Source organism: Phytoactinopolyspora mesophila (assembly GCF_010122465.1).
GTDB classification, from domain to species: domain Bacteria; phylum Actinomycetota; class Actinomycetes; order Jiangellales; family Jiangellaceae; genus Phytoactinopolyspora; species Phytoactinopolyspora mesophila.
Genome location: NZ_WLZY01000014.1, coordinates 31,575 through 50,380, shown reverse-complemented (window position 1 = coordinate 50,380; position 18,806 = coordinate 31,575). Strand labels below are relative to the sequence as shown.

Annotated in this window: 13 protein-coding genes and 1 pseudogene; 10 read left to right on the top strand and 4 right to left on the bottom strand. The window is 65.5% G+C overall.

The window, feature by feature from the left end:
* Positions 1 to 33: 33 nt before the first annotated feature.
* Both F7O44_RS27090 and F7O44_RS27085 read left to right on the top strand, forming a co-directional pair.
* Positions 34 to 1,173, top strand: coding sequence for a glycoside hydrolase family 15 protein (locus tag F7O44_RS27090; RefSeq protein ID WP_222851749.1), 1,140 nt, complete (start codon positions 34 to 36; stop codon positions 1,171 to 1,173).
* Complete coding sequence (locus tag F7O44_RS27085) at positions 1,170 to 3,410, top strand: TIM-barrel domain-containing protein (protein WP_162453453.1); 2,241 nt, start codon at positions 1,170 to 1,172, stop codon at positions 3,408 to 3,410. The genes F7O44_RS27090 and F7O44_RS27085 overlap by 4 nt, the downstream gene beginning before the upstream one ends.
* Positions 3,411 to 3,539: 129 nt before the next feature.
* On the opposite strand, the gene gndA is transcribed toward F7O44_RS27085, so the two are convergent.
* Positions 3,540 to 4,982, bottom strand: coding sequence for an NADP-dependent phosphogluconate dehydrogenase (gene gndA / locus F7O44_RS27080; RefSeq protein ID WP_162453452.1), 1,443 nt, complete (start codon positions 4,980 to 4,982; stop codon positions 3,540 to 3,542).
* Between the two features lie 47 nt (positions 4,983 to 5,029).
* Positions 5,030 to 5,515, bottom strand: coding sequence for a gluconokinase (locus F7O44_RS27075; protein WP_162453529.1), 486 nt, complete (start codon positions 5,513 to 5,515; stop codon positions 5,030 to 5,032).
* A gap of 249 nt (positions 5,516 to 5,764) precedes the next feature.
* Here F7O44_RS27075 and F7O44_RS27070 point away from each other — a divergent pair, with 249 nt between their 5' ends.
* Complete coding sequence (locus F7O44_RS27070; RefSeq protein ID WP_162453451.1) at positions 5,765 to 7,612, top strand: hypothetical protein; 1,848 nt, start codon at positions 5,765 to 5,767, stop codon at positions 7,610 to 7,612.
* Between the two features lie 14 nt (positions 7,613 to 7,626).
* Here F7O44_RS27070 and F7O44_RS27065 read toward each other — a convergent pair whose 3' ends face one another.
* Positions 7,627 to 8,853, bottom strand: a complete 1,227-nt coding sequence (locus F7O44_RS27065; protein WP_162453450.1) for a hypothetical protein — start codon at positions 8,851 to 8,853, stop codon at positions 7,627 to 7,629.
* A 30-nt stretch (positions 8,854 to 8,883) separates the two neighbouring features.
* Here F7O44_RS27065 and F7O44_RS27060 point away from each other — a divergent pair, with 30 nt between their 5' ends.
* The 4 genes from F7O44_RS27060 (at position 8,884) to F7O44_RS27045 (ending at position 13,799) form a co-directional block, all read left to right on the top strand.
* Positions 8,884 to 9,171 carry a hypothetical protein gene (locus F7O44_RS27060; RefSeq protein ID WP_162453449.1) on the top strand — a complete coding sequence of 96 codons (288 nt, stop codon included), beginning with the start codon at positions 8,884 to 8,886 and terminating at the stop codon, positions 9,169 to 9,171.
* 124 nt (positions 9,172 to 9,295) lie between these two features.
* A complete protein-coding gene (locus tag F7O44_RS32140; RefSeq protein WP_343073928.1) occupies positions 9,296 to 11,638 on the top strand; it encodes a Tex family protein in 2,343 nt (780 codons plus the stop codon).
* A 112-nt stretch (positions 11,639 to 11,750) separates the two neighbouring features.
* Complete coding sequence (locus F7O44_RS27050) at positions 11,751 to 12,680, top strand: SigB/SigF/SigG family RNA polymerase sigma factor (protein ID WP_162453448.1); 930 nt, start codon at positions 11,751 to 11,753, stop codon at positions 12,678 to 12,680.
* 27 nt (positions 12,681 to 12,707) lie between these two features.
* Positions 12,708 to 13,799 (top strand): baeRF2 domain-containing protein, encoded by a 1,092-nt coding sequence (locus F7O44_RS27045; protein ID WP_162453447.1) that lies wholly within the window; start codon positions 12,708 to 12,710, stop codon positions 13,797 to 13,799.
* Here the strand turns inward: F7O44_RS27045 and F7O44_RS30745 are convergent.
* A pseudogene (locus tag F7O44_RS30745) lies at positions 13,762 to 15,102 on the bottom strand (NAD(P)/FAD-dependent oxidoreductase). The gene F7O44_RS27045 and the pseudogene F7O44_RS30745 sit on opposite strands and share 38 nt — an antisense overlap.
* Positions 15,103 to 15,218: 116 nt before the next feature.
* Between F7O44_RS30745 and F7O44_RS27035 the strand changes: the two are divergent.
* Genes F7O44_RS27035 through F7O44_RS27025 form a run of 3 tightly spaced genes read left to right on the top strand, consistent with a single transcriptional unit; the run spans position 15,219 to position 18,802 of the window.
* Positions 15,219 to 15,467: a hypothetical protein gene (locus F7O44_RS27035; protein ID WP_162453446.1), complete on the top strand. Its 249-nt coding sequence runs from the start codon at positions 15,219 to 15,221 to the stop codon at positions 15,465 to 15,467.
* Positions 15,468 to 15,493: 26 nt separating this feature from the next.
* Positions 15,494 to 16,765 (top strand): ATP-grasp domain-containing protein, encoded by a 1,272-nt coding sequence (locus F7O44_RS27030; protein ID WP_162453445.1) that lies wholly within the window; start codon positions 15,494 to 15,496, stop codon positions 16,763 to 16,765.
* Between the two features lie 12 nt (positions 16,766 to 16,777).
* Positions 16,778 to 18,802, top strand: a complete 2,025-nt coding sequence (locus F7O44_RS27025; protein WP_162453444.1) for a CocE/NonD family hydrolase — start codon at positions 16,778 to 16,780, stop codon at positions 18,800 to 18,802.
* Positions 18,803 to 18,806: the final 4 nt, after the last annotated feature.

Here is an 18,806-nt window from a genome sequence, read left to right as displayed (position 1 = left end):
ACAGAAGCCGCGTGACTGAACAGGAGAAACAAGTTGATCGACCTCGAGGCGCTGGCTCAACGGAGCCACCGCGTGATCACCAGCAACCAGACACCGTCGGGCGCCTACCCGGCCAGTCCGGCGTTCAGCGCCTACCGGGGCTATTGCTGGTTCCGTGACGGCGCGTTCATCGCCGAGGGGGTGAGCCGGTACGGGGACGCGGCCAGCGCCGGGGCGTTTCACACATGGTGCGCCCGGGTGCTGTCCGACCGTACCGGGCACGTGGACGGCCTGATCGCCCGGGCAGAACGGGGCGAGCATGTTCCCGCGGCGGAGCTGCTGCCGACCCGGTACACGTTCGACGGTGGGCTCGGCAGCGATCCGTGGTGGGACTTCCAGCTCGACGGCTACGGGACCTGGCTATGGGCCGTCAGCGAACACCTACGACGGCACGGAGAGGCACCCGGAACCGACGACGCCTATATACAGAAGGGCACCGCCACCGCGGTCCGTTACCTGAACGCTTTCTGGGATCGGCCCTGTTACGACTGGTGGGAGGAGCACGACGAGCACCGGCACTTGTCGACGCTCGGCTCCATCCACGCGGGCCTACGGGCGGCGACCAGCAATCCAGCCCTGATGGACGCGCTGAGCGACGCCGAGCGGGCCGCCGCGGCCGAGGCACTCGACGGCATCGGCTCGCTCACCGCCGAGGGGGTCGCGGACGGACACCTGACGAAGTGGATCGGCACGACCGATGTCGACGCCAGCCTGCTGGCCTGTGTGGAACCGTTCGGGCTGGTGTCACGCACCAGTGCGACCGCCGAAGCCACGGTACGGGCGGTCGAGGACCAGCTGTGTGTGAACGGAGGCGTGCACCGCTACGCCGCGGACACGTTCTACGGCGGTGGGCAGTGGCCGCTGCTGACCGCGTTCCTCGGGTGGAACCACGCCGTCGCCGGCCGCCGGGAGGCGGCTCTGGAGTGCTTGCGCTGGGTCGCGGAGCAGGCAACCGACGACGGCGAACTGCCTGAACAGGTGGACCATCACCTACTCGCGCCGGACTACCGCCAGGAATGGATCGACCGCTGGGGCACGGTCGCGACGCCGCTGTTGTGGTCGCACGGAATGTATCTCGTCCTCGCCACCGAACTGGGCGTGGCCGGCAACGGCAGCGCTGGGGCTGCGTCGTGATCCGGCATCGCCCGTACGGCTCCGGGCACCCGTACGCCACCACCGGCGACCAGCGGGTGCCCGCCGAGCCGGTGGCCGGCGAGAGTTGTGAGCTGCGGGTCCGCGTCTCGGCTGGGGTTGACGCGGTGCAATGTGAGTGGACGGACGGCGAACGGGCCGAGACCTGGGACCTGCGCGCGCCGGACGACGGCGAAGACTCCGATACGACGGCCGACGGCGGGCACCTGGCAGCCGCGCAAGCCAGATCACTGGCCGACCGGCAGTTCTGGTCGGTCCAGACACCGGCGCTCAAAGCGGGCGTGACCTACCGGTACCGGTTCGTCGCCCACTATGACGACGGCCGTCGTCGCACGACACGCTGGTACGACGTGGCCGCGGCCGAGTGGCGGGACGACGCTGGCTCCTTGATCATGAACACTTCTGGACCCATACGGTCACCAAGTGTTCATGATCATCAGGGGGTGCGGTGGCTCGTGGGGCCCGAAGGGCCGCGCCGGGTCCGGTTCAGCCTGCCGCTGGCCCCGGGTGACCGCGTCGTCGGGTTCGGCGAGCGTTACGACCACGTCGACCAGCACGGCCAGATACTCGACGCCGTCGTCTTCGAGCAGTACAAGCAGCAGGGCGCACACGGACGCACCTACCTGCCGATGCCGTTCGCCATGGTGATCGGGGAGCACTCCTGGGGGTTCCACGTCCGCACGTCACGCCGCACCTGGTACGACGTCGCCGCATCAGAGCCCGGCCGGCTGGTGATCGAAGCCGAGCTGGGTGGCGACAAGGAACTCGCCGTCGAGATCTACCAAGGCAGCCCGACCGAGATACTCAACGCCTTCCTCGACGATGCCGGGCGCCCGGAACTTCTACCGGACTGGGTGTTCCGGCTCTGGGCCAGTGGAAACGAATGGAACACGCAAGCGCGAGTCATGGCCGAGATGGACGCCCACCGCGAGCACGACATCCCGGTGGGTGCGCTCGTCATCGAGGCCTGGAGCGACGAATCCACCTTCACCGCGTTCCGCGACGCGCAGTACGACGTCAACGAGGACGGCTCGCCGCACCGGCTGGCCGACTTCCGGTTCCCGCCCGACGGCGCCTGGCCAGATCCGGTGGGCATGGTCGACGAGTTGCACAACCGGGACATCAAGGTGCTGCTGTGGCAGATCCCGCTGCTGAAGATGCGCCCGCACCCGACCGGGCAACTCGCCGCCGACGCTCGCGCGGCCGTTGAGAACGGTCTGGTGGTCACCGAGTCCGACGGCCGGCCGTACCGCAACCGCGGCTGGTGGTTCCCGCTCGCGCTGATGCCCGATCTCGCCTCCGAGCGGGCTCGGTCGTGGTGGACGGAGAAACGCCGCTACCTCGTCGAAGAACTGGGCATCGACGGGTTCAAGACCGACGGTGGCGAGCACGCCTGGGGCCACGACCTGCGGCACGGACTTGCGGATACCGACGGCCCCGTCCCCGGCGACGCCGGCAACAATCTCTTCCCGGTGCACTATGCCCGCGCCTACGGCGATTTGCTGCGATCCTGCGGAAAGGCGCCGGTGACGTTCAGCCGCGCCGGATTCACCGGCTCGCAAGCCCACGGCGCGTTCTGGGCCGGAGATGAGGATTCGACCTGGGAAGGGCTACGTTCCGCCGTGACGGCAGGCATCACCGCGTCGGCCTGCGGAATCGTCTACTGGGGCTGGGACCTGGCCGGTTTCTCCGGCGACGTGCCCGACGCCGAGCTGTATCTGCGAGCCGCGGCCGCGTCGTGCTTCATGCCAATCATGCAGTACCACTCCGAGTTCAACCACCACCGCCGCCCCTGGCGGGACCGCACACCGTGGAACGTGGCCGAGCAGACCGGCGACGAGCGGGTCATCCCGGTTTTCCGCCGTTACGCGCAGCTGCGTGAGCGGCTGGTGCCGTATCTGTCCGAACAGGCGGCACGCGCCGTCGCCGGGGGTCCCCCGCTGATGCGTGGACTGTTCTTCGATCATCCCGGCGACGAAGCGGCGTGGTCGCATCCCCATCAGTACCTGCTGGGCGACGACCTCCTGGTGGCGCCGGTCATAGAACCTGGCGCGAAGACCTGGGACGCATACGTGCCGCCGGGAGAGTGGGTCGACGTCTGGAGCGGCGCCCACCTCAGCGGCGGGAAGGTCGTGACCCGGGATGTGCCGATCGAGGAGGTTCCGGTGTACTGCCGCGCCACGAGGTGGCCCGAGCTACACCCCGCCTTCACCCCGTGATCGTGAGCGGATTCTCGCTGCGAGTTAGGTGATCGTCAGTACGCTGTGGTTGCAGTCCCACGACCACAGCGCACTGACGATCACCGATACACAGCAGAAAGCCGCTCATGATCACGGGGGCGGACTGGGTCAGCGCTCTTGCTCGGTGCGGTCGCCGGACCAGTCCACGTGGAAGGTCCCCGGCCGGTCGGTTCGCTTGTAGGTGTGGGCACCGAACAGGTCGCGCTGGCCCTGAATCAACGCGGCAGGCAGCCTCGGCGCCCGCAGCCCGTCGTAGTAGGCGAGGGCACTGCTGAACCCGGGCGCCGGAACACCGAGCTGAGCCGCCGTGGACACCACTCGGCGCCAGCCCGCCTGCCCGTCGGCCAACGCTTGCCGGAAGTAGTCGTCCACCAGCAGCGAGGGCAGCGCGGGATCGCGATCGTAGGCCTCACGGACCCGGTCGAGAAAACGCGCCCGGATGATGCAGCCGCCGCGCCAGATCGTGGCCATCTGGCCCAGATCGACATCCCAGCCGTACTCGTCGCTGGCCGCCCGGATGGTGTCGAAGCCCTGCGCGTACGCGACGAGCTTGGACGCATACAGGGCGTCACGGACGTCGTCCACGAACTGCTGGCGGTCCTCAACGGCAGCCAACGGCGACGGTCCGGGCAAAGTCTCTCGGGCCGCTTCCCGGCGGGCGATATCGCTCGACAACCCGCGGGCGAACACTGCCTCGGCCATCCCGCTCACCGGCACCCCGAGCTCCAGCGCCGAGATCACGGTCCACCGCCCGGTTCCCTTCTGCCCGGCCTGGTCGAGAACGACGTCGATGAAAGGTTGCCCCGTACTCGTGTCCACGTGGCCAAGCACCTCGGCGGTGATCTCGACCAGAAACGACTCGAGATCGCCGTTGTTCCAGCCGGTGAAAACCTCTCCGACCTCGGCCGGAGACATCTCGAGTCCTTGCCGCAACAGGTCGTACGACTCAGCGATGAGCTGCATGTCGGCGTATTCGATGCCGTTGTGAAGCATCTTCACGAAATGCCCGGCACCGTCGGGCCCGACGTACGCGCAGCACGGTGTGCCATCAACGTCGGCGGCGATCTTCTCGAACATCGGCCGCAGGGCCTCGTAGGCTTCCTCGCTGCCTCCGGGCATGATGCTGGGGCCGTTCAAAGCACCCTCTTCGCCCCCGGAGACGCCGGTGCCGACGAAGTTGATGCCTGCCTCGCGAAGCCGGCTCTCGCGCCGCCGGGTGTCTTCGTAGTGGGCATTGCCGGCGTCGACGATGACGTCACCGGTGTCCAGCAACGAGCTCAGCTGGTCGATCACGGCGTCCGTGGGCTCGCCGGCCTGCACCATGACGATCACGCGGCGCGGCCGCTCCAGTGCGGCGACGAGTTCGTCCAGGCTCTTCGCCGGAAGGAAGGTGCCCTCGTTGCCGAACTCATCGACCAGGGCGTCGGTGCGCTGGGCGCTGCGGTTGTGGACGGCAACTCGATAGCCGTTGCGGGCCAGGTTGCGAGCCAGATTCCGGCCCATGGTGGCCAGCCCGGTGACCGCGACGTCGGCGCGCTGCTCATCAGCCATGCTCACTCCTCGTATGCCAGCGCTGGTGGTACCAACGCTAGTTGCGGTCAGGCGGTCGCGGACAACTGCTTGATGACGTTGTCCGCCACCTGTTCCGGACCCGGCGAAACGTCGACAGCGAAACCATCCTCGTCCGGCTCGAGCGGCTCGAGCGTCTCGAACTGGGACGTCAGGAGCGACGTCGGCATGAAGTGCCCTTTGCGGTAACCGATCCGCTCCGCGATCAGGTCGACGTCACCCGAGAGGTACACGAAGCGCACCTGGCCGTCGGCCTCACGCAGCACGTCCCGGTAGGCGCGTCGCAGCGCCGAGCACGTGACCACGGTGTTGCGCCCGTCAGCTGCTTGGGCGGACATCCACGCCGCGATGCTGCGCAGCCACGGCCACCGGTCCTGGTCGGCGAGCGGCTGACCGGCCGCCATCTTGCTCACGTTGGCCTCGGGGTGGAAGTCGTCGCCCTCGGCGTAGGGCCAGGCGAGCTGCTTCGCCAGCCTCTTGGCGACGGTCGTCTTCCCCGATCCGGACACACCCATGACGACGACGTGCTGGGACTCGACGCTCACGGGCAAACCTCCTACGAAGGTGAACAGCTGGGCACGAGGCAAGACTTCGGTTGGGCCGCCCAAACGCGATCAAACGTAGCACCATCGAGGGCGAAGACCGGCGCGCGCCCCTTGCCACCGACTGTCTGCACAACGATGGCTCGACGTGCTACTTGACTGCCGCACAGGTTTCGGATGAGGCTCTTTCTGCGAACTCATACCTTCAAAGGAACGCAGAAAATGGCGGACTTGATCGACGGCGGTTCTACCGGCAACAGCGTGGGAATTGATCCAGACGCACTCGACAAACTGATTGGCGAGGCGGCGGACGCGGCGGACGCGGTTGAGGAGTTCGTGAGCGATTTCCGGGGGAGGTTCGTCGCCCACCAAGTCTCCACCCATAACCTTACCCAACTGGAGCAGGTGGCGGAGTGGGTGCGGGATCAGCTCCCGATGTTGCGTCGACGTCGAGACATCGCTGCCATCGCATCCGAACAGCATGGCACGTTGTCCGTCACGGCAGGCGCGGGTGAGCTCACGTGGGACACGGCCGAAGAGGCAGCCGAACAGGGACGCGAAGACGCAGAGCGCCTTCTGGGCGACGTGGACCATCCGTCGGACGAAATACCGGCCGAGGCCTACGAACTGCTCCAGGAGCATGGAAGCGATCCGGACTACGTCGAAGCTTTCTTCAACGCGGCTGGACCGGGTGCCATCGAAGCCTTCCACGCCGACGCCGTGGAAGGCCTTGGCCCCGAGGGGGCCGAATACGATCAAAGCAAGCTCGTGCCGGTCTCTTACGCCTTGGCAACGGCCAGCCACCGTATCGATTTCACCTCGAGCGAGTGGATGGATGGTGTGCGCGAGTACAGCAGCGCTTCCGGCTGGACCATATTCGCGACGTTCATGAACTACGGCCACTGGAGCGAGGGCTTCCTGCACTCCGCGATGGACAACCTGGGCCATCACAACAGCCCCGAAGACATGGCAACAGTCATGAATGCTTTGGCGCGTCATCCAGTCGCCGCGGCCACCTGGTACACCGGTGAACCAGAACACGCGGACTTCGACACGAATGCCGAGTACGCCGCGTTCATCATGCAAGGCATCGACGGCCGATTCCGAGACGACACCGTCCACGATGCGTTCATCAACGTGATGGATGCCGCCACCCACCGGGTGGCTCGGTTCGACCAAGGGCTCGCCGACCAGAGTGTCTACACCTTGTTGGAGAACGTCTACAGCTGGGACCGGAATGCCGAGGAGCCGTACCAGGAATGGTTCGGGCAACTGATCGAACGGCACATCGACGACGTGTACGACAGCGTGACCTCACCGGTGCCGTCATACTTCGAACACCTGCAGGACGACCGCCGCGGCGTCGAGGCACCCGCCGAGTGGTGGGCCAGCCTCACCGAGCAAGCGATGCGTGACGAGGATGTCGCCAACCACCTGTCCGAGGTGTTCAGCGACAAGTATGAGGAGCAAGTCAGCCGCACGATCAACATGGAGAACGAGAATCAGCAGAACGCCAACGCGCTATCTCTGGCCATGGCCGACTACTTCGGTACGTGGTTCCTGAGCCGCGCCGCCAACGTTGCCGAAGGCCTCGGCATCGAGGTCGAAGAAGCGAACAAGAATATGGAAACGGCGGTAGACATAGCCTTCAAAGCGCCGGATCCGAAGGCGCTGCTGAAGGATCTCGCCACGCGAGGAATCAAGGCGGTCCTGTCCGAGGACATGCCCACGTACAACGTCGACACCGGATGGGCACACGGCCGCCGCGAGGGTGACATGCATTTTCGCGTCTCGGAGATGTACAACAATCCAGGTGGCTCCGCTATCGTCCCGGTCGAGATCGACAGGGGTGACTACGTGGCGGTGTACGACGGGAACCCCAAGACCTATCAGGACCGATACGGCGGCGAGTTCATCGAGTACGACAAGAGTGACACGAAAAAGGAAAATCCAAAGATCAAACCGCTTGAGGACATGGACGACAACGCCAAGCGCGCCTACCTCGAGTGGCTCCAAGATCCTGCCGTTCAGCAGTGGGCATCCGGAAACTTCGCGGATTGGGGCGACTAAGAGGTCTCTGAACGTCAGTCGTCCGGCAATTCCATCCTGACGATCAACATCTCGGCGTCTCGGGCTTCACCTTGCGGGCGCTCTCGAGTCTGACCAACCGCATACAGCGTCGTATCCTCCAACGCCACCTTCTCGACGTGTGCCATCGCCGTGGCTGCCCGGCCTTCCCGGACAACCACGGCGACCCCGCCGTATACAGTCCGATCGTCATTCAGGTTGAACGTGCGGTCGGCCCCGGACGGCTGCCGGACGATCTTGTCGGCCACCAGTTGAGCCGCTTCGCCGAGATCGCCCGACCAGTCGAACGGCCGCACGTCCACCGGCTCGTCTGCCAGGGAATTGTCGACCGCGACGACGGCGACGCCTCCTGCGTCGATGCTGGCGCCGAACCAGGCGCCACCGAAATCCATGGCCTCCCGTTCGTCGTCAAAGGCACCGTCTGGGAGGTCTCGCTCCCCCCGGCCAAGCAGCGTGCTGACACCACCGGTCACGTCGATTCGGAGAACGGAACGCGGCCCGCCGAGATAGACCGTGCCGTCTTCGGCAGCCGCAACCGCTCCGTTCACGCCCATCTCCAAGAGCGGCAGATCCACCGCTTCCACGTCCTCCGGAGGCGAGACTTGAAGCTCCGCGAGCTCGCTCTCCGACACCTCGAAGTCATCCGCTCCCGCCACATGCTCGACGGCACCGGCCTCCAGGCGCATCACCCTCGTCAACGGGAGTGTGTCGCCGTCCGGCCCTCCGGCAAGGACTGTCTCGGTCCATATCAGCCGGTCCTCGCCGTCGACCGCGACGCCATGGATCGACCCAGCCGCCACGACGTCGGCCTCCGTCTGCCCGGCCTCCTCCGTTGCCACCAACGGTTCGAGATCAGAATCGCCGACCCGGTAGATCACCCGCCTGGTGGCCACCACGACGTCACCTGTGGGGCCGGCTGCCACGTGCATGGCCTGCACATCGCCCAGCGCCATCGTCGATACCGAGCCATCCGGCTCTACGGTCACCAGACGCCGCTCGGTGTCAGGACCGTCGTCGGCGAGCAGGTGCACGACGCCATCGCTCACCGCGAGGTCGGTTGCATGCCCCTCCAGCCGGATGCTCTCCGCGGTGGCGCCGTCTGGATCGCCACCACCACCGGCGATGAGTTCGATCTCGACACCTTCGCCACCGAAGAAGCCGCATCCCGCAAAGAGCATCGGCACCGTACCGGCGAGGGCGGCACTCCGTAACCATCGACTCATGGATCACGAGTGTGACACGCTCTATGACCCATGAGCGAGAACGAGATCGATAACCCTGCCCTGCAGAGGCTGGAGATCCTCAAGAGCGACGTCGCAGGTGCGAAGTCCGACGTGCGGGCGGAGCTGGACGACATCGCCGAACGGATCGGCAATGGTTCAGTGTGGTACGGAACACAGGCCGACCTGTTCTCCGCCGATTTCGACGGCGAGAAGGATCGGCTGAAGAACCGGGCCGACGACCTTCCCGACGACGTCCAGGAGGTCATCGACGTCACACCAGAAACGATCTGGCTATACGTCGGCCCGGAGCCAAACTAGCATCCCGTGATGCGGGATCGCGCCGGACACTGCGCACCGGGACCGGCCGTCCGGACACGATAGCCTTTCGAGGTCCCAGGCCGGACGTCGAAGCCACGTCGGGAAAGAGATCGGATCGGGAGTCGTGACAATTAACACGCCGCGTTGGGTGTACCAGAAGATCGCCGAAGAGCTCGGGGTGCGCGAGAGCCAGGTATCGGCCGCCGTCGCCTTGCTCGACGACGGCTCGACGGTGCCGTTCATCGCGCGATACCGCAAAGAGGCAACCGGCATGCTCGACGATGCCCAGCTGCGGCATCTCGAAGAACGGCTACGCTACCTTCGTGAGCTGGAAGAACGCCGTAACACCATCCTCGAATCGATCCGTGATCAGGGCAAGCTGACCGATGAGCTAGAGGCTCAGATCATGGCGGCCGACACGAAGGCTCGGCTCGAAGACATCTACCTTCCGTTCAAGCCGAAGCGACGCACCAAGGCCCAGATCGCCAGGGAAGCCGGCTTGGAGCCGTTGGCCGATGGGCTGCTGACCGACCCTGCGCAAGACCCCGAGACCACTGCTCAAGCGTTCGTCACCGCCGACGTGCCCGATGTTCAGGCGGCTCTCAACGGCGCCCGGGCCATACTGGTCGAGCGGTTCGCCGAAGACGCCGATCTGATCGGCGATCTGCGAGAACGGATGTGGAGCCGTGGACGTCTCGGCTCGAAGGTCCGGCCCGGGGCGGAGGAGGCCGGCGCGAAGTATGCCGACTACTTCGACTTCGCCGAGCCGTTCACGAAGATCCCCTCCCATCGTGCACTCGCGATGTTCCGCGGCGAGAAGGAGGAAATCCTCGACCTCGCCGTCGATCCCTTGACCGACGAGGACGCTGAGCGCCCGGGACCCACCGCCTATGAGCTTGCGATCGCGCACCGGTTCGGCATCGAGAACCGGGGACGGCCGGGCGACACATGGCTGGCCAGCTGTGTCCGTTGGGCGTGGCGGACCCGCATCTTGGTCAACCTCAGCCTCGATCTGCGCATGCGTGTGCGACAGGCCGCGGAGGAGGAAGCTATCCGGGTCTTCGCCGGCAACCTCCGCGACCTCCTGCTGGCGGCACCTGCCGGCACCCGCCCGACCATGGGCCTGGATCCGGCCTATCGCACCGGCGTGAAGGTTGCCGTCGTCGACGCCACCGGCAAGGTCGTCGCCACCACGGCGATCTATCCGCACAAACCGCAAGGCCAGTGGAACGAGTCCCTGGTCACACTGGAGAAGCTGGTCCGCGAACACGGCGTGGAGCTGATCTCGATCGGCAACGGCACCGCGTCCCGTGAGACCGACCATCTAGCGGGCGAACTGATCAAACTCCGCCCGGAGCTCAAGCTGACGAAGGTCATGGTCTCCGAAGCCGGCGCGTCGGTGTACTCGGCGTCGTCGTTCGCTTCGCGCGAGCTCCCGGAGCTCGACGTCTCGCTGCGAGGCGCTGTCTCGATCGCCCGGCGACTCCAAGACCCGCTGGCGGAGCTGGTGAAGATCGAGCCCAAGTCGATCGGGGTCGGCCAGTATCAGCACGACCTCGCCGAGGGGGCCTTGTCCCGATCTCTCGACGCGGTGGTCGAGGACTGCGTCAACGCGGTAGGCGTCGACGTCAACACCGCGTCGGCCCCGCTACTGGCCCGCGTCTCTGGCATCAGCAACACGTTGGCGGAGAACATCGTGACGCATCGGGAGAATCAGGGGCCGTTCCGTGCCCGCACCGCGCTTCAGGAAGTCCCGCGCCTAGGGCAGAAAGCCTTCGAACAGTGCGCAGGCTTTCTCCGGATCCGCGGCGGCGCCGAACCGCTCGACGGCTCCAGCGTGCACCCCGAGTCCTATCCGCTGGCACGCCGGATCGCCAAGGCCGCCGGAGGCGACGTCCAGACATTGCTCGGCAACGAGCGCTCACTACAGGGCTTGCGGCCCGCGGACTTCGTCGACGAGACGAATGGTTTGCCGACGGTGACCGACGTCATAAACGAGTTGAAGAAACCAGGCCGGGATCCCCGACCCACGTTCAAGACGGCCACCTTCACCGAAGGCGTCGAGACCGTGGCGGACCTCAAGCCGGGCATGCGCCTGGAGGGCGTCGTGACCAATGTCGCGGCATTCGGTGCATTCGTCGACGTCGGTGTGCACCAAGACGGCTTGGTGCATATTTCCGCTATGTCACATAGCTATGTCAAAGACCCGCGTGATGTCGTTAAGCCCGGCGATGTCGTGCGGGTAAAAGTGCTGGAAGTCGACGTTCCGCGAAATCGGGTATCGCTTACCCTGCGCTTGGATGACGACTTACCGGCGACGAAAGATCCCTCCAATTCAAGCGCCCGCCCGCGCCGGGCAAACAAGGCTCAACAGGGCAGTGGCCAGCCAAAACGCCCTGCGCCGCAAGGGGCGATGGCCGACGCGCTGCGCAGGGCCGGCCTTCAGGCACCTGATTCCGGCGCCTGAATCCGGAGTTTGCTACAGCCTGTTGACAGCCAGGCGCAGCCATGCTTGTGTAGCAGTTATCAGTGGTTAAGCAGTAGCCACGTCCGCTCGAATCCACGAGTAGGTGTTGGCTGTGTTAGCGCAGAAGACTCAATCGCAAACTACTGATCATGTCACCAAGTCGGCCAGTTCTGGCCGCAACGATGTCGACCGCGCGGAAATCACCCACCGGCTCCTCAAACAGGCCGCCGAGGCCGAACCGCAAGAGCGCCGGCGATTGCAAGACGAAGCGATCGTGCTCAACCGGGGCCTTGCTGAATCGGTGGCTCGAAAGTACGCAGGCCGCGCCGAGGAACAGTCCGACGTGACCCAGGTTGCCTACGTCGGCCTCGTCAACGCGGTTCGCCGATTCTCGCCGGACAAGGGGGTCGACTTCATCTCCTTCGCGATGCCGACCATCACCGGTGAGATCAAGCGCTTCTTCCGGGACCAGGGCTGGACGATCCGTCCGCCCCGCCGGATCCAGGATCTGCACCGGCAGTCCACCGCCGCCACGGCGCAACTGTCACAGACCCTGGGACGAACCCCCAGTCCCCAGGAGATCGCCGATGACCTCGACGAACAGGTCGAGGATGTCGAAGAAGCGCTGGGCTGCCGTAGTTGCTACACACCCGCCTCGATTGATGCCCCGACCCGCACCGAAGACGGCGCCACGCTGGCCGACGTGCTCGGCGACGAGGACTCGAACTTCAGCCGCTCCGAGGCGAGGACAGCCCTGCGGCCGTTGTGCCGCAACCTGCCCCCGCGTGATCAGCGCATCCTGTTCCTCCGCTTCTTCCGCGGCTGGACACAACAGGAGATCGCTCAGGAACTCGGCGTGACACAGATGCAAGTCTCGCGGCTGCTCGCCCGAATCCTGGGCCACCTCCGCGCCCGGCTCGGCACGACGGACGGCAGCGGCCAGCGGAGCACTACGAGGTCCCGCGTTCCGGTCCAGTCCAGCCGGCAAACCACAAGCAGGCATCGGACTGCGGCTCGGCGGCAGCATTCAACCCGAGCTTGATCTTCAAGCTCCGACACGGAGGACGGTATGAGCTCGAACAAACCGACCACCATGGCACTAGTCTCGGACCTCTGCCAGAACCCTGGCCCGTTTCTCAGCGCCTACCTCGACGTCAGTCGCAATATCGACGAGGCGCCCCACCGTCTGGCCGTGCGCTGGCATTCGGCGGCGGAAGAACTGCTGCGCTCCGGCGCTCCGGCCGACCTGGTGCAGTTGGCCGGCGAACGGATGCAGACCCCGGTGAGCGCACCCGGAAACGTGGCCCGGATGATCGTGGCCGCCGACGACCAGATCCTTCTGGACGACGTCGTACAGCGACCACATAGCCCGGAGGTCGTGACATGGAGCCCACTGCCGGACGTCACCGGCTGGCTGGCGGATCGCAGCGGGCTGATGCCGGTGCTGATCGTATTGGCCGATCGCGAGGGCGCCGACTTCGAGTTCTACGATCCGTGGCCCGAGCGGCTGGTGAACCGCGACACAGCCGCGGGGGACACCGAGCACCTCACCAAGGTGTCTGCCGGAGGCTGGTCGCACAAGCGCTATCAGCGCCGAGCTGAAGAGACCTGGCGCCGAAATGCCGAACAGGTGGCCGAAGAGATCGATCACCTGGTCAAGGCCGGTGTGCGTGTCGTGGCGGTCGCAGGCGACCTGCGCGCCCAAAGCGAAATCCGGCAGGCGGTCAGCGAAGCTACCCGGTCAGTGCTGGCCGACCTCGAGACCGGTGGCCGGGCAGCGGGTAGCTCGCGTCAAGCTCTCGACGACGCCGTTGACCACATGGTGCGAGAGATCGTCGTCGCCGATCACCGCCGTGTTCTGGACGAGTTCGAGCAGGAATTGGGCCGTTCGGGTGCCGCTGTGCGCGGCGTCGGCGAAGTGCTCCAGAAACTCATTCACGGACAGGTCCGTACGGTTCTGCTGTCACCGGAGATCGCCGCCGCCCACGAAGTCTCCCCGAGCGCCTACCCGGGCATATCGCTGCCTTCGAAGGCGTTCGACTATGAACGTGTCCGGGCTGACCTGGCCGTCACGTGCGCGGCGGCAGCCACTGACGCCGAACTGATCGTCGCGCCGAGCACGATCACTGAGGACGGCGTGGCTGCTGTGTTGCGCTGGTGACGAACTCGTAGCGAGGATCCTGGAGTTCGCCGATCGCGACCACTTGGCGAGGGAAGCTGGCGTCGAGTATCCAGTCGGCCAGCACCCGAGCCTTGCGGTTCGTGGTCGGCATCCTGGACAGATGGTAGAGGCGATGCATCGCCCATGCCGGCCAGCCTTTGAGCCGGAGGCCGTAGACCTCGGCGACGCCCTGATGCAGGCCCAGAGTCGCCACGGCACCGGCGCTGTTGTGCCGGTACGGGCGTAGTGCCTTACCACGGACCAGGTCACGGATGTTGTCCGCTGCCCGTTTGCCCTGCCGGATGGCGTGCTGCGCCGACGGTGCGCAGGTGGCTGCCGGGTCGGCGCTGGTCAAATCCGGCACGGCGGCGCAGTCACCGGCCGCGAACACTTCCGGGCGGTCACCGACCTGCAAGGTCGCATGACAATCCACCCGGCCGAGTTTGTCGTGCGGCAAGCCCACCTCGGAGATCAGCGGATGCGCCACGACCCCGGTGGTCCACACCACGGTCGCGGCGTCGTACTCCGCGCCGTCGGACAGCACGACGTAGCCGTCCTCCATGCTCTGCACCGTCGTTTCGAGCCGGACGTCGATCTGCCGTTGGCGCAGGACGTCAACGGCATAGTCTGCCAGCGAGCGGCTCACCTCCGGCATGATCCGATCCGCGGCCTCGACGAGCACCCAGCGCATGTCATCCGGACGCACTCATCCGTAGTAGCGGCTGGCCGCGAATCGGGCCATGTCCTCGATCTCACCAAGGGCCTCCACACCGGCATAGCCGCCGCCCACGAAGACGAACGTCAGCAGCTTCGACCGGAGCACCGGGTCCTGTGTGCTGGCAGCTTGGTCCAGCCGGGAAAGTACATGATTACGCAGGTAAACGGCCTCACCGAGGGTAGTGAAGCCGACCGCGTTGTCAGCCAGCCCTGGCACTGGCAGTGTCTTGGTCCGGGAGCCGAGCGCAAGCACCAGCACGTCATATCCCAGCTTTTCGACATATCCGTCCGGCACACTCACCGACACCACGCGGCGCTCCACGTCGATATCGGTGGCGCTGCCGGTCATGACCCGGCATTTGCTGAGGACCGCACGCAACGGTGCGACGACATGCTGCGGTTCGAGGGCACCGGCAGCAGCCTCCGGCAGGAACGGCTGATAGGTCAGGTAGGCGCGCGGGTCCACCACCGTCACCGAAGCCTCGCCCGGCCGCAGCTTCGACTGCAGGCGGTAGGCGGTATACATGCCCGCATATCCGGCGCCGACGATGAGGATCCGCAGGCGAGAAGGTCGCTGATCACTCATGCACTCGCGGTACCCGGAGCCGAGCAGGACGAAACGGGCGCGAGTATCTGTCAGGCACGTGGGTAACCGAATGTGCACGAGGCCGCGGCTTCAACTCGAATGACGGAGGAAAGACCATGAGTGTCTGCGACGTATGCGGCAACAACTACGACCGGAGCTTCAGCCTGCGGACGTCGGACGGCCACGACTACACATTCGACAGCTTCGAGTGCGCCATCCATCTGTGTGCTCCACGGTGCGCGCATTGTGCGTGTCGGGTGATCGGCCACGGTGTCGAGGCACGCGGGATGGTGTATTGCTGCGCTCACTGCGCCCGAACCTCCGGCGTCGAAGGCGTGGCCGACAACGCGGAGCAGTCCGCATGACGTAGAGCGACCCCCCGGGGGGCCACATGGCGACGAACATCTTCGTGCTGGGACTCGACGACATGAACGCGGAACTACTGCACGCGCTGCCGCACGCCGAGCAGTACAGCTTTCACCGGCTGCTGGATCTCGACGATCTCCTGACCGACGACATTCGGTTACCTGAGTTGCTCGCCTCCGCCGAGCGCCAGCTCTACCGATTCGACGGATCGATCGACGCGATCATCGGCTACTGGGACTTCCCGGTGAGTTCGCTTGTGCCGATCCTCTGCGAAAGGTTCCACACCACCGGCCCGAGTCTCGAAGCAGTTGTCAAGTGCGAGCACAAATACTGGAGCCGTCTCGTCCAGCAAGAGGTCGTCGCCGCCCATCCACGCTTTGCTCTCCTCGACACCGACCATCGCGGCGGTCCGCCATCCGGGTTGACGTATCCGCTCTGGGTCAAGCCGGTCAAGTCAGTGAGCTCGGCCCTGGCGTTCCGGGCCACTAACCACGAGGAGTTCCGCGCTGGCCTCGAAGCCATCCGGCAGAACATCGACTGGATGGGCGCGCCGTTCCAGTACGTGCTGGAACGCATTCACGCACCGCCTGAGATCGGCCCCAGCGACCACTGCTGCCTCGTGGAAGAGGACGCGACCGGCGTCCAGCTCACCGTCGAGGGCTACACGCAGCACGGCGAAGCGCACGTGTACGGGGTCGTCGAAACGATCAACTATCCGGGCACGTTCAGCTTTCTGCGATACCTGTATCCCGCGCGGGTACCGGACCACGTCATCGACCGCCTCACCGACATCGCTACCCGGGTGATCAGCCACGTTGGCCTGAACAATTCCACCTGGAACATCGAGTTCTTCTGGGACAGGGAACGCGACTCACTGAGCATCCTGGAGATCAATCCGCGCCACTCGCAGTCTCATGCCCGGCTGTTCCAGATGGTCGACGGCGTTGCCAACCATCACGCCTTGGTGAGTATCGCCCTAGGGCTCGACCCCGAACTCCCGACAGGTCAAGGCCCGGCAGGTGTCGCCGCCAAGTGTTTCTTACGAGAGTTCGGCGGCGACGCCCAAGTGGTCAGAGTGCCGACCGCAGTGGAAGTAGCCCGTGTCGAACGGGACGTCCCACTGACAAAAGTCGATGTCGTGGCGCGCGAAGGTGAGCGGCTCTCGAACCTGACACACCAAGACAGCTACAGCTACGAACTCGCGCTGATCTACATCGGCGCGGAGATCGAGGACGAACTGGACGAGAAATACCACACCTGCGTCGAAAGATTGCCGTTCGGCTTGCAACGCGAATGATGGGAAGGACATTTGCGAAACGTCACGTCGCTACCGTACGAGACACACGAAGAAACTGGCCTCCGAATTCCCGTGTCAGATGGAATCGAGTTGGCGGCCAGATGCTGGCGGCCGGTCTCATCCGACGAGGAGCCGGTGCCCGCCATTCTGGAGTTCATCCCCTATCGCCAGCATGATCTGACCGCGCTGCGCGACTCCACCGTTCACCCGTATCTCGCCGGGCACGGCTATGCATGCCTGCGAGTAGACCTACGCGGAAGCGGCAATTCCGAAGGGGTTCTGACCGGCGAGTATCTCGAAAGTGAACTACGCGACGCCGGAGATATCTTGGCCTGGCTCGCGGCACAACCGTGGTGCAACGGCCGGATGGGGATGATGGGGATCTCGTGGGGCGGCTTCAACGCCCTCCAGGTGGCCGCCCGCCGCCCGCCGGGCCTCGATGCGATCGTCACGATGTGCTCCAGCGACGACCGGTACTCCGACGACGTGCACTACATGGGCGGATGCCTGCTCAGTGACAACCTCTCATGGGCATCGACGATGTTCGCCTATACATCCTGCCCACCGGACCCGGCCGTCGTCGGCGAACGATGGCGCAAGATGTGGTTCGAACGACTCGAGGGCAGCGGACTCTGGCTGGAGGACTGGCTACGCCATCAACGCCGCGATGATTTCTGGCGACATGCCTCGGTCTGTGAGGACTACAGCGCAGTCGAGTGTCCCGTCTTCGCGGTCAGCGGCTGGGCCGACGGCTATTCCAATGCCGTCTTCCGGCTGCTGGAACGGCTCGACGCCCCGCGCAAAGGACTGATCGGCCCGTGGTCACACAAGTACCCCCACCTCGGTCAGCCCGGACCGGCCATCGGTTTTCTCCAGGAGATGGTCCGGTGGTGGGATCACTGGCTCAAAGGCGCTGACAACGACGTGATGGATGAGCCCATGCTGCGCATCTGGATGCAGGACAGTGTGCCGCCGTCAACGGCATACACCGAACGCCCGGGCCGGTGGGTCGCGGAACAGAACTGGCCGTCGCCATACATCGACCGGATCGAACGGGCCCTCGGCTACTACTCCATCGCCGAATCGGGCCAGGAAACACGCGCCGAACCACTGACCATTCAGTCACCACTCTCGGTCGGCAAGTTCGCCGGCAAGTGGTGTTCCTACAACGCCCCGCCGGACCTGCCGTACGACCAGCGCGAGGAGGATGGCGGCTCGGTCGTCTTCGACAGCCAGATCCTGGAAGAGCGCTGGGAGGTCCTGGGGGCTCCGGTGCTCAATTTGGCCTTCAGCGTCGATGAGCCGCTCGCGATGGTGGCTGTCCGCATGTCCGACGTAGACCCGGATGGCCGTGCGACCCGGGTGAGCTTCGGCCTGCTCAATCTGGCGCATCTCTCCGGCGACGACGAGCCCCGCCCGCTGGCTCCAGGCGTGCGCTATCACGCATCCGTGAAGCTGAACGGCCTGGCGCACGCGTTCCCGCCCGGTCACCGGCTACGGTTGTCTGTCTCCACCTCGTACTGGCCCCTCGCGTGGCCGCCGCCGGCGCCCACGCAGCTCACCGTCTATCCAGCCGACAGCAGCGTGGTACTGCCGACCCGGCCGGCTCATCACCCCGCCGATACTGACCTTCGCCCCTTCGAGGAGGCCGAGGGGACGCCACCGATCCCCACCACGACGCTGGAGCCGGGAGAGCACAAGTGGCAGGTCTCACGCGATCTGATCGACTACCGCTCAGCTCTCGAAGTCGTCAAAGATCTCGGCACCGTCCGGTTCGACGACATCGATCTCATCGTCAAACGGCGCACAGACGAGCTCTACAGCTGGACCGGCAATGATCTCGAGTCCACTCGCGGCGAAACGGTGTGGTCGATGACGTTTGCGCGTGGCGACTGGTCGGCCCGTACTGTGACCCGAACCACGCTGACTTCTTCGCCGACCGACTTTCACCTGCACGCCGAACTCGACGCTTATGAGGGCGAGCACCGCGTGTTCGCCCGCAACTGGAGCCGGGTGATACCCCGGGACCATGTGTGAACAT

Bases quoted from the DNA above. Each gene is read 5' to 3' on its own strand.
- F7O44_RS27045 (WP_162453447.1), top strand. From the start codon at position 12,708: ATGAGCTCGAACAAACCGACCACCATGGCACTAGTCTCGGACCTCTGC.
- F7O44_RS27065 (WP_162453450.1), bottom strand. From the start codon at position 8,853: ATGAGTCGATGGTTACGGAGTGCCGCCCTCGCCGGTACGGTGCCGATG.
- F7O44_RS27030 (WP_162453445.1), top strand. From the start codon at position 15,494: ATGGCGACGAACATCTTCGTGCTGGGACTCGACGACATGAACGCGGAA.
- F7O44_RS27070 (WP_162453451.1), top strand. From the start codon at position 5,765: ATGGCGGACTTGATCGACGGCGGTTCTACCGGCAACAGCGTGGGAATT.
- gndA (WP_162453452.1), bottom strand. From the start codon at position 4,982: ATGGCTGATGAGCAGCGCGCCGACGTCGCGGTCACCGGGCTGGCCACC.
- F7O44_RS27075 (WP_162453529.1), bottom strand. From the start codon at position 5,515: ATGGGTGTGTCCGGATCGGGGAAGACGACCGTCGCCAAGAGGCTGGCG.
- F7O44_RS27060 (WP_162453449.1), top strand. From the start codon at position 8,884: ATGAGCGAGAACGAGATCGATAACCCTGCCCTGCAGAGGCTGGAGATC.
- F7O44_RS27035 (WP_162453446.1), top strand. From the start codon at position 15,219: ATGAGTGTCTGCGACGTATGCGGCAACAACTACGACCGGAGCTTCAGC.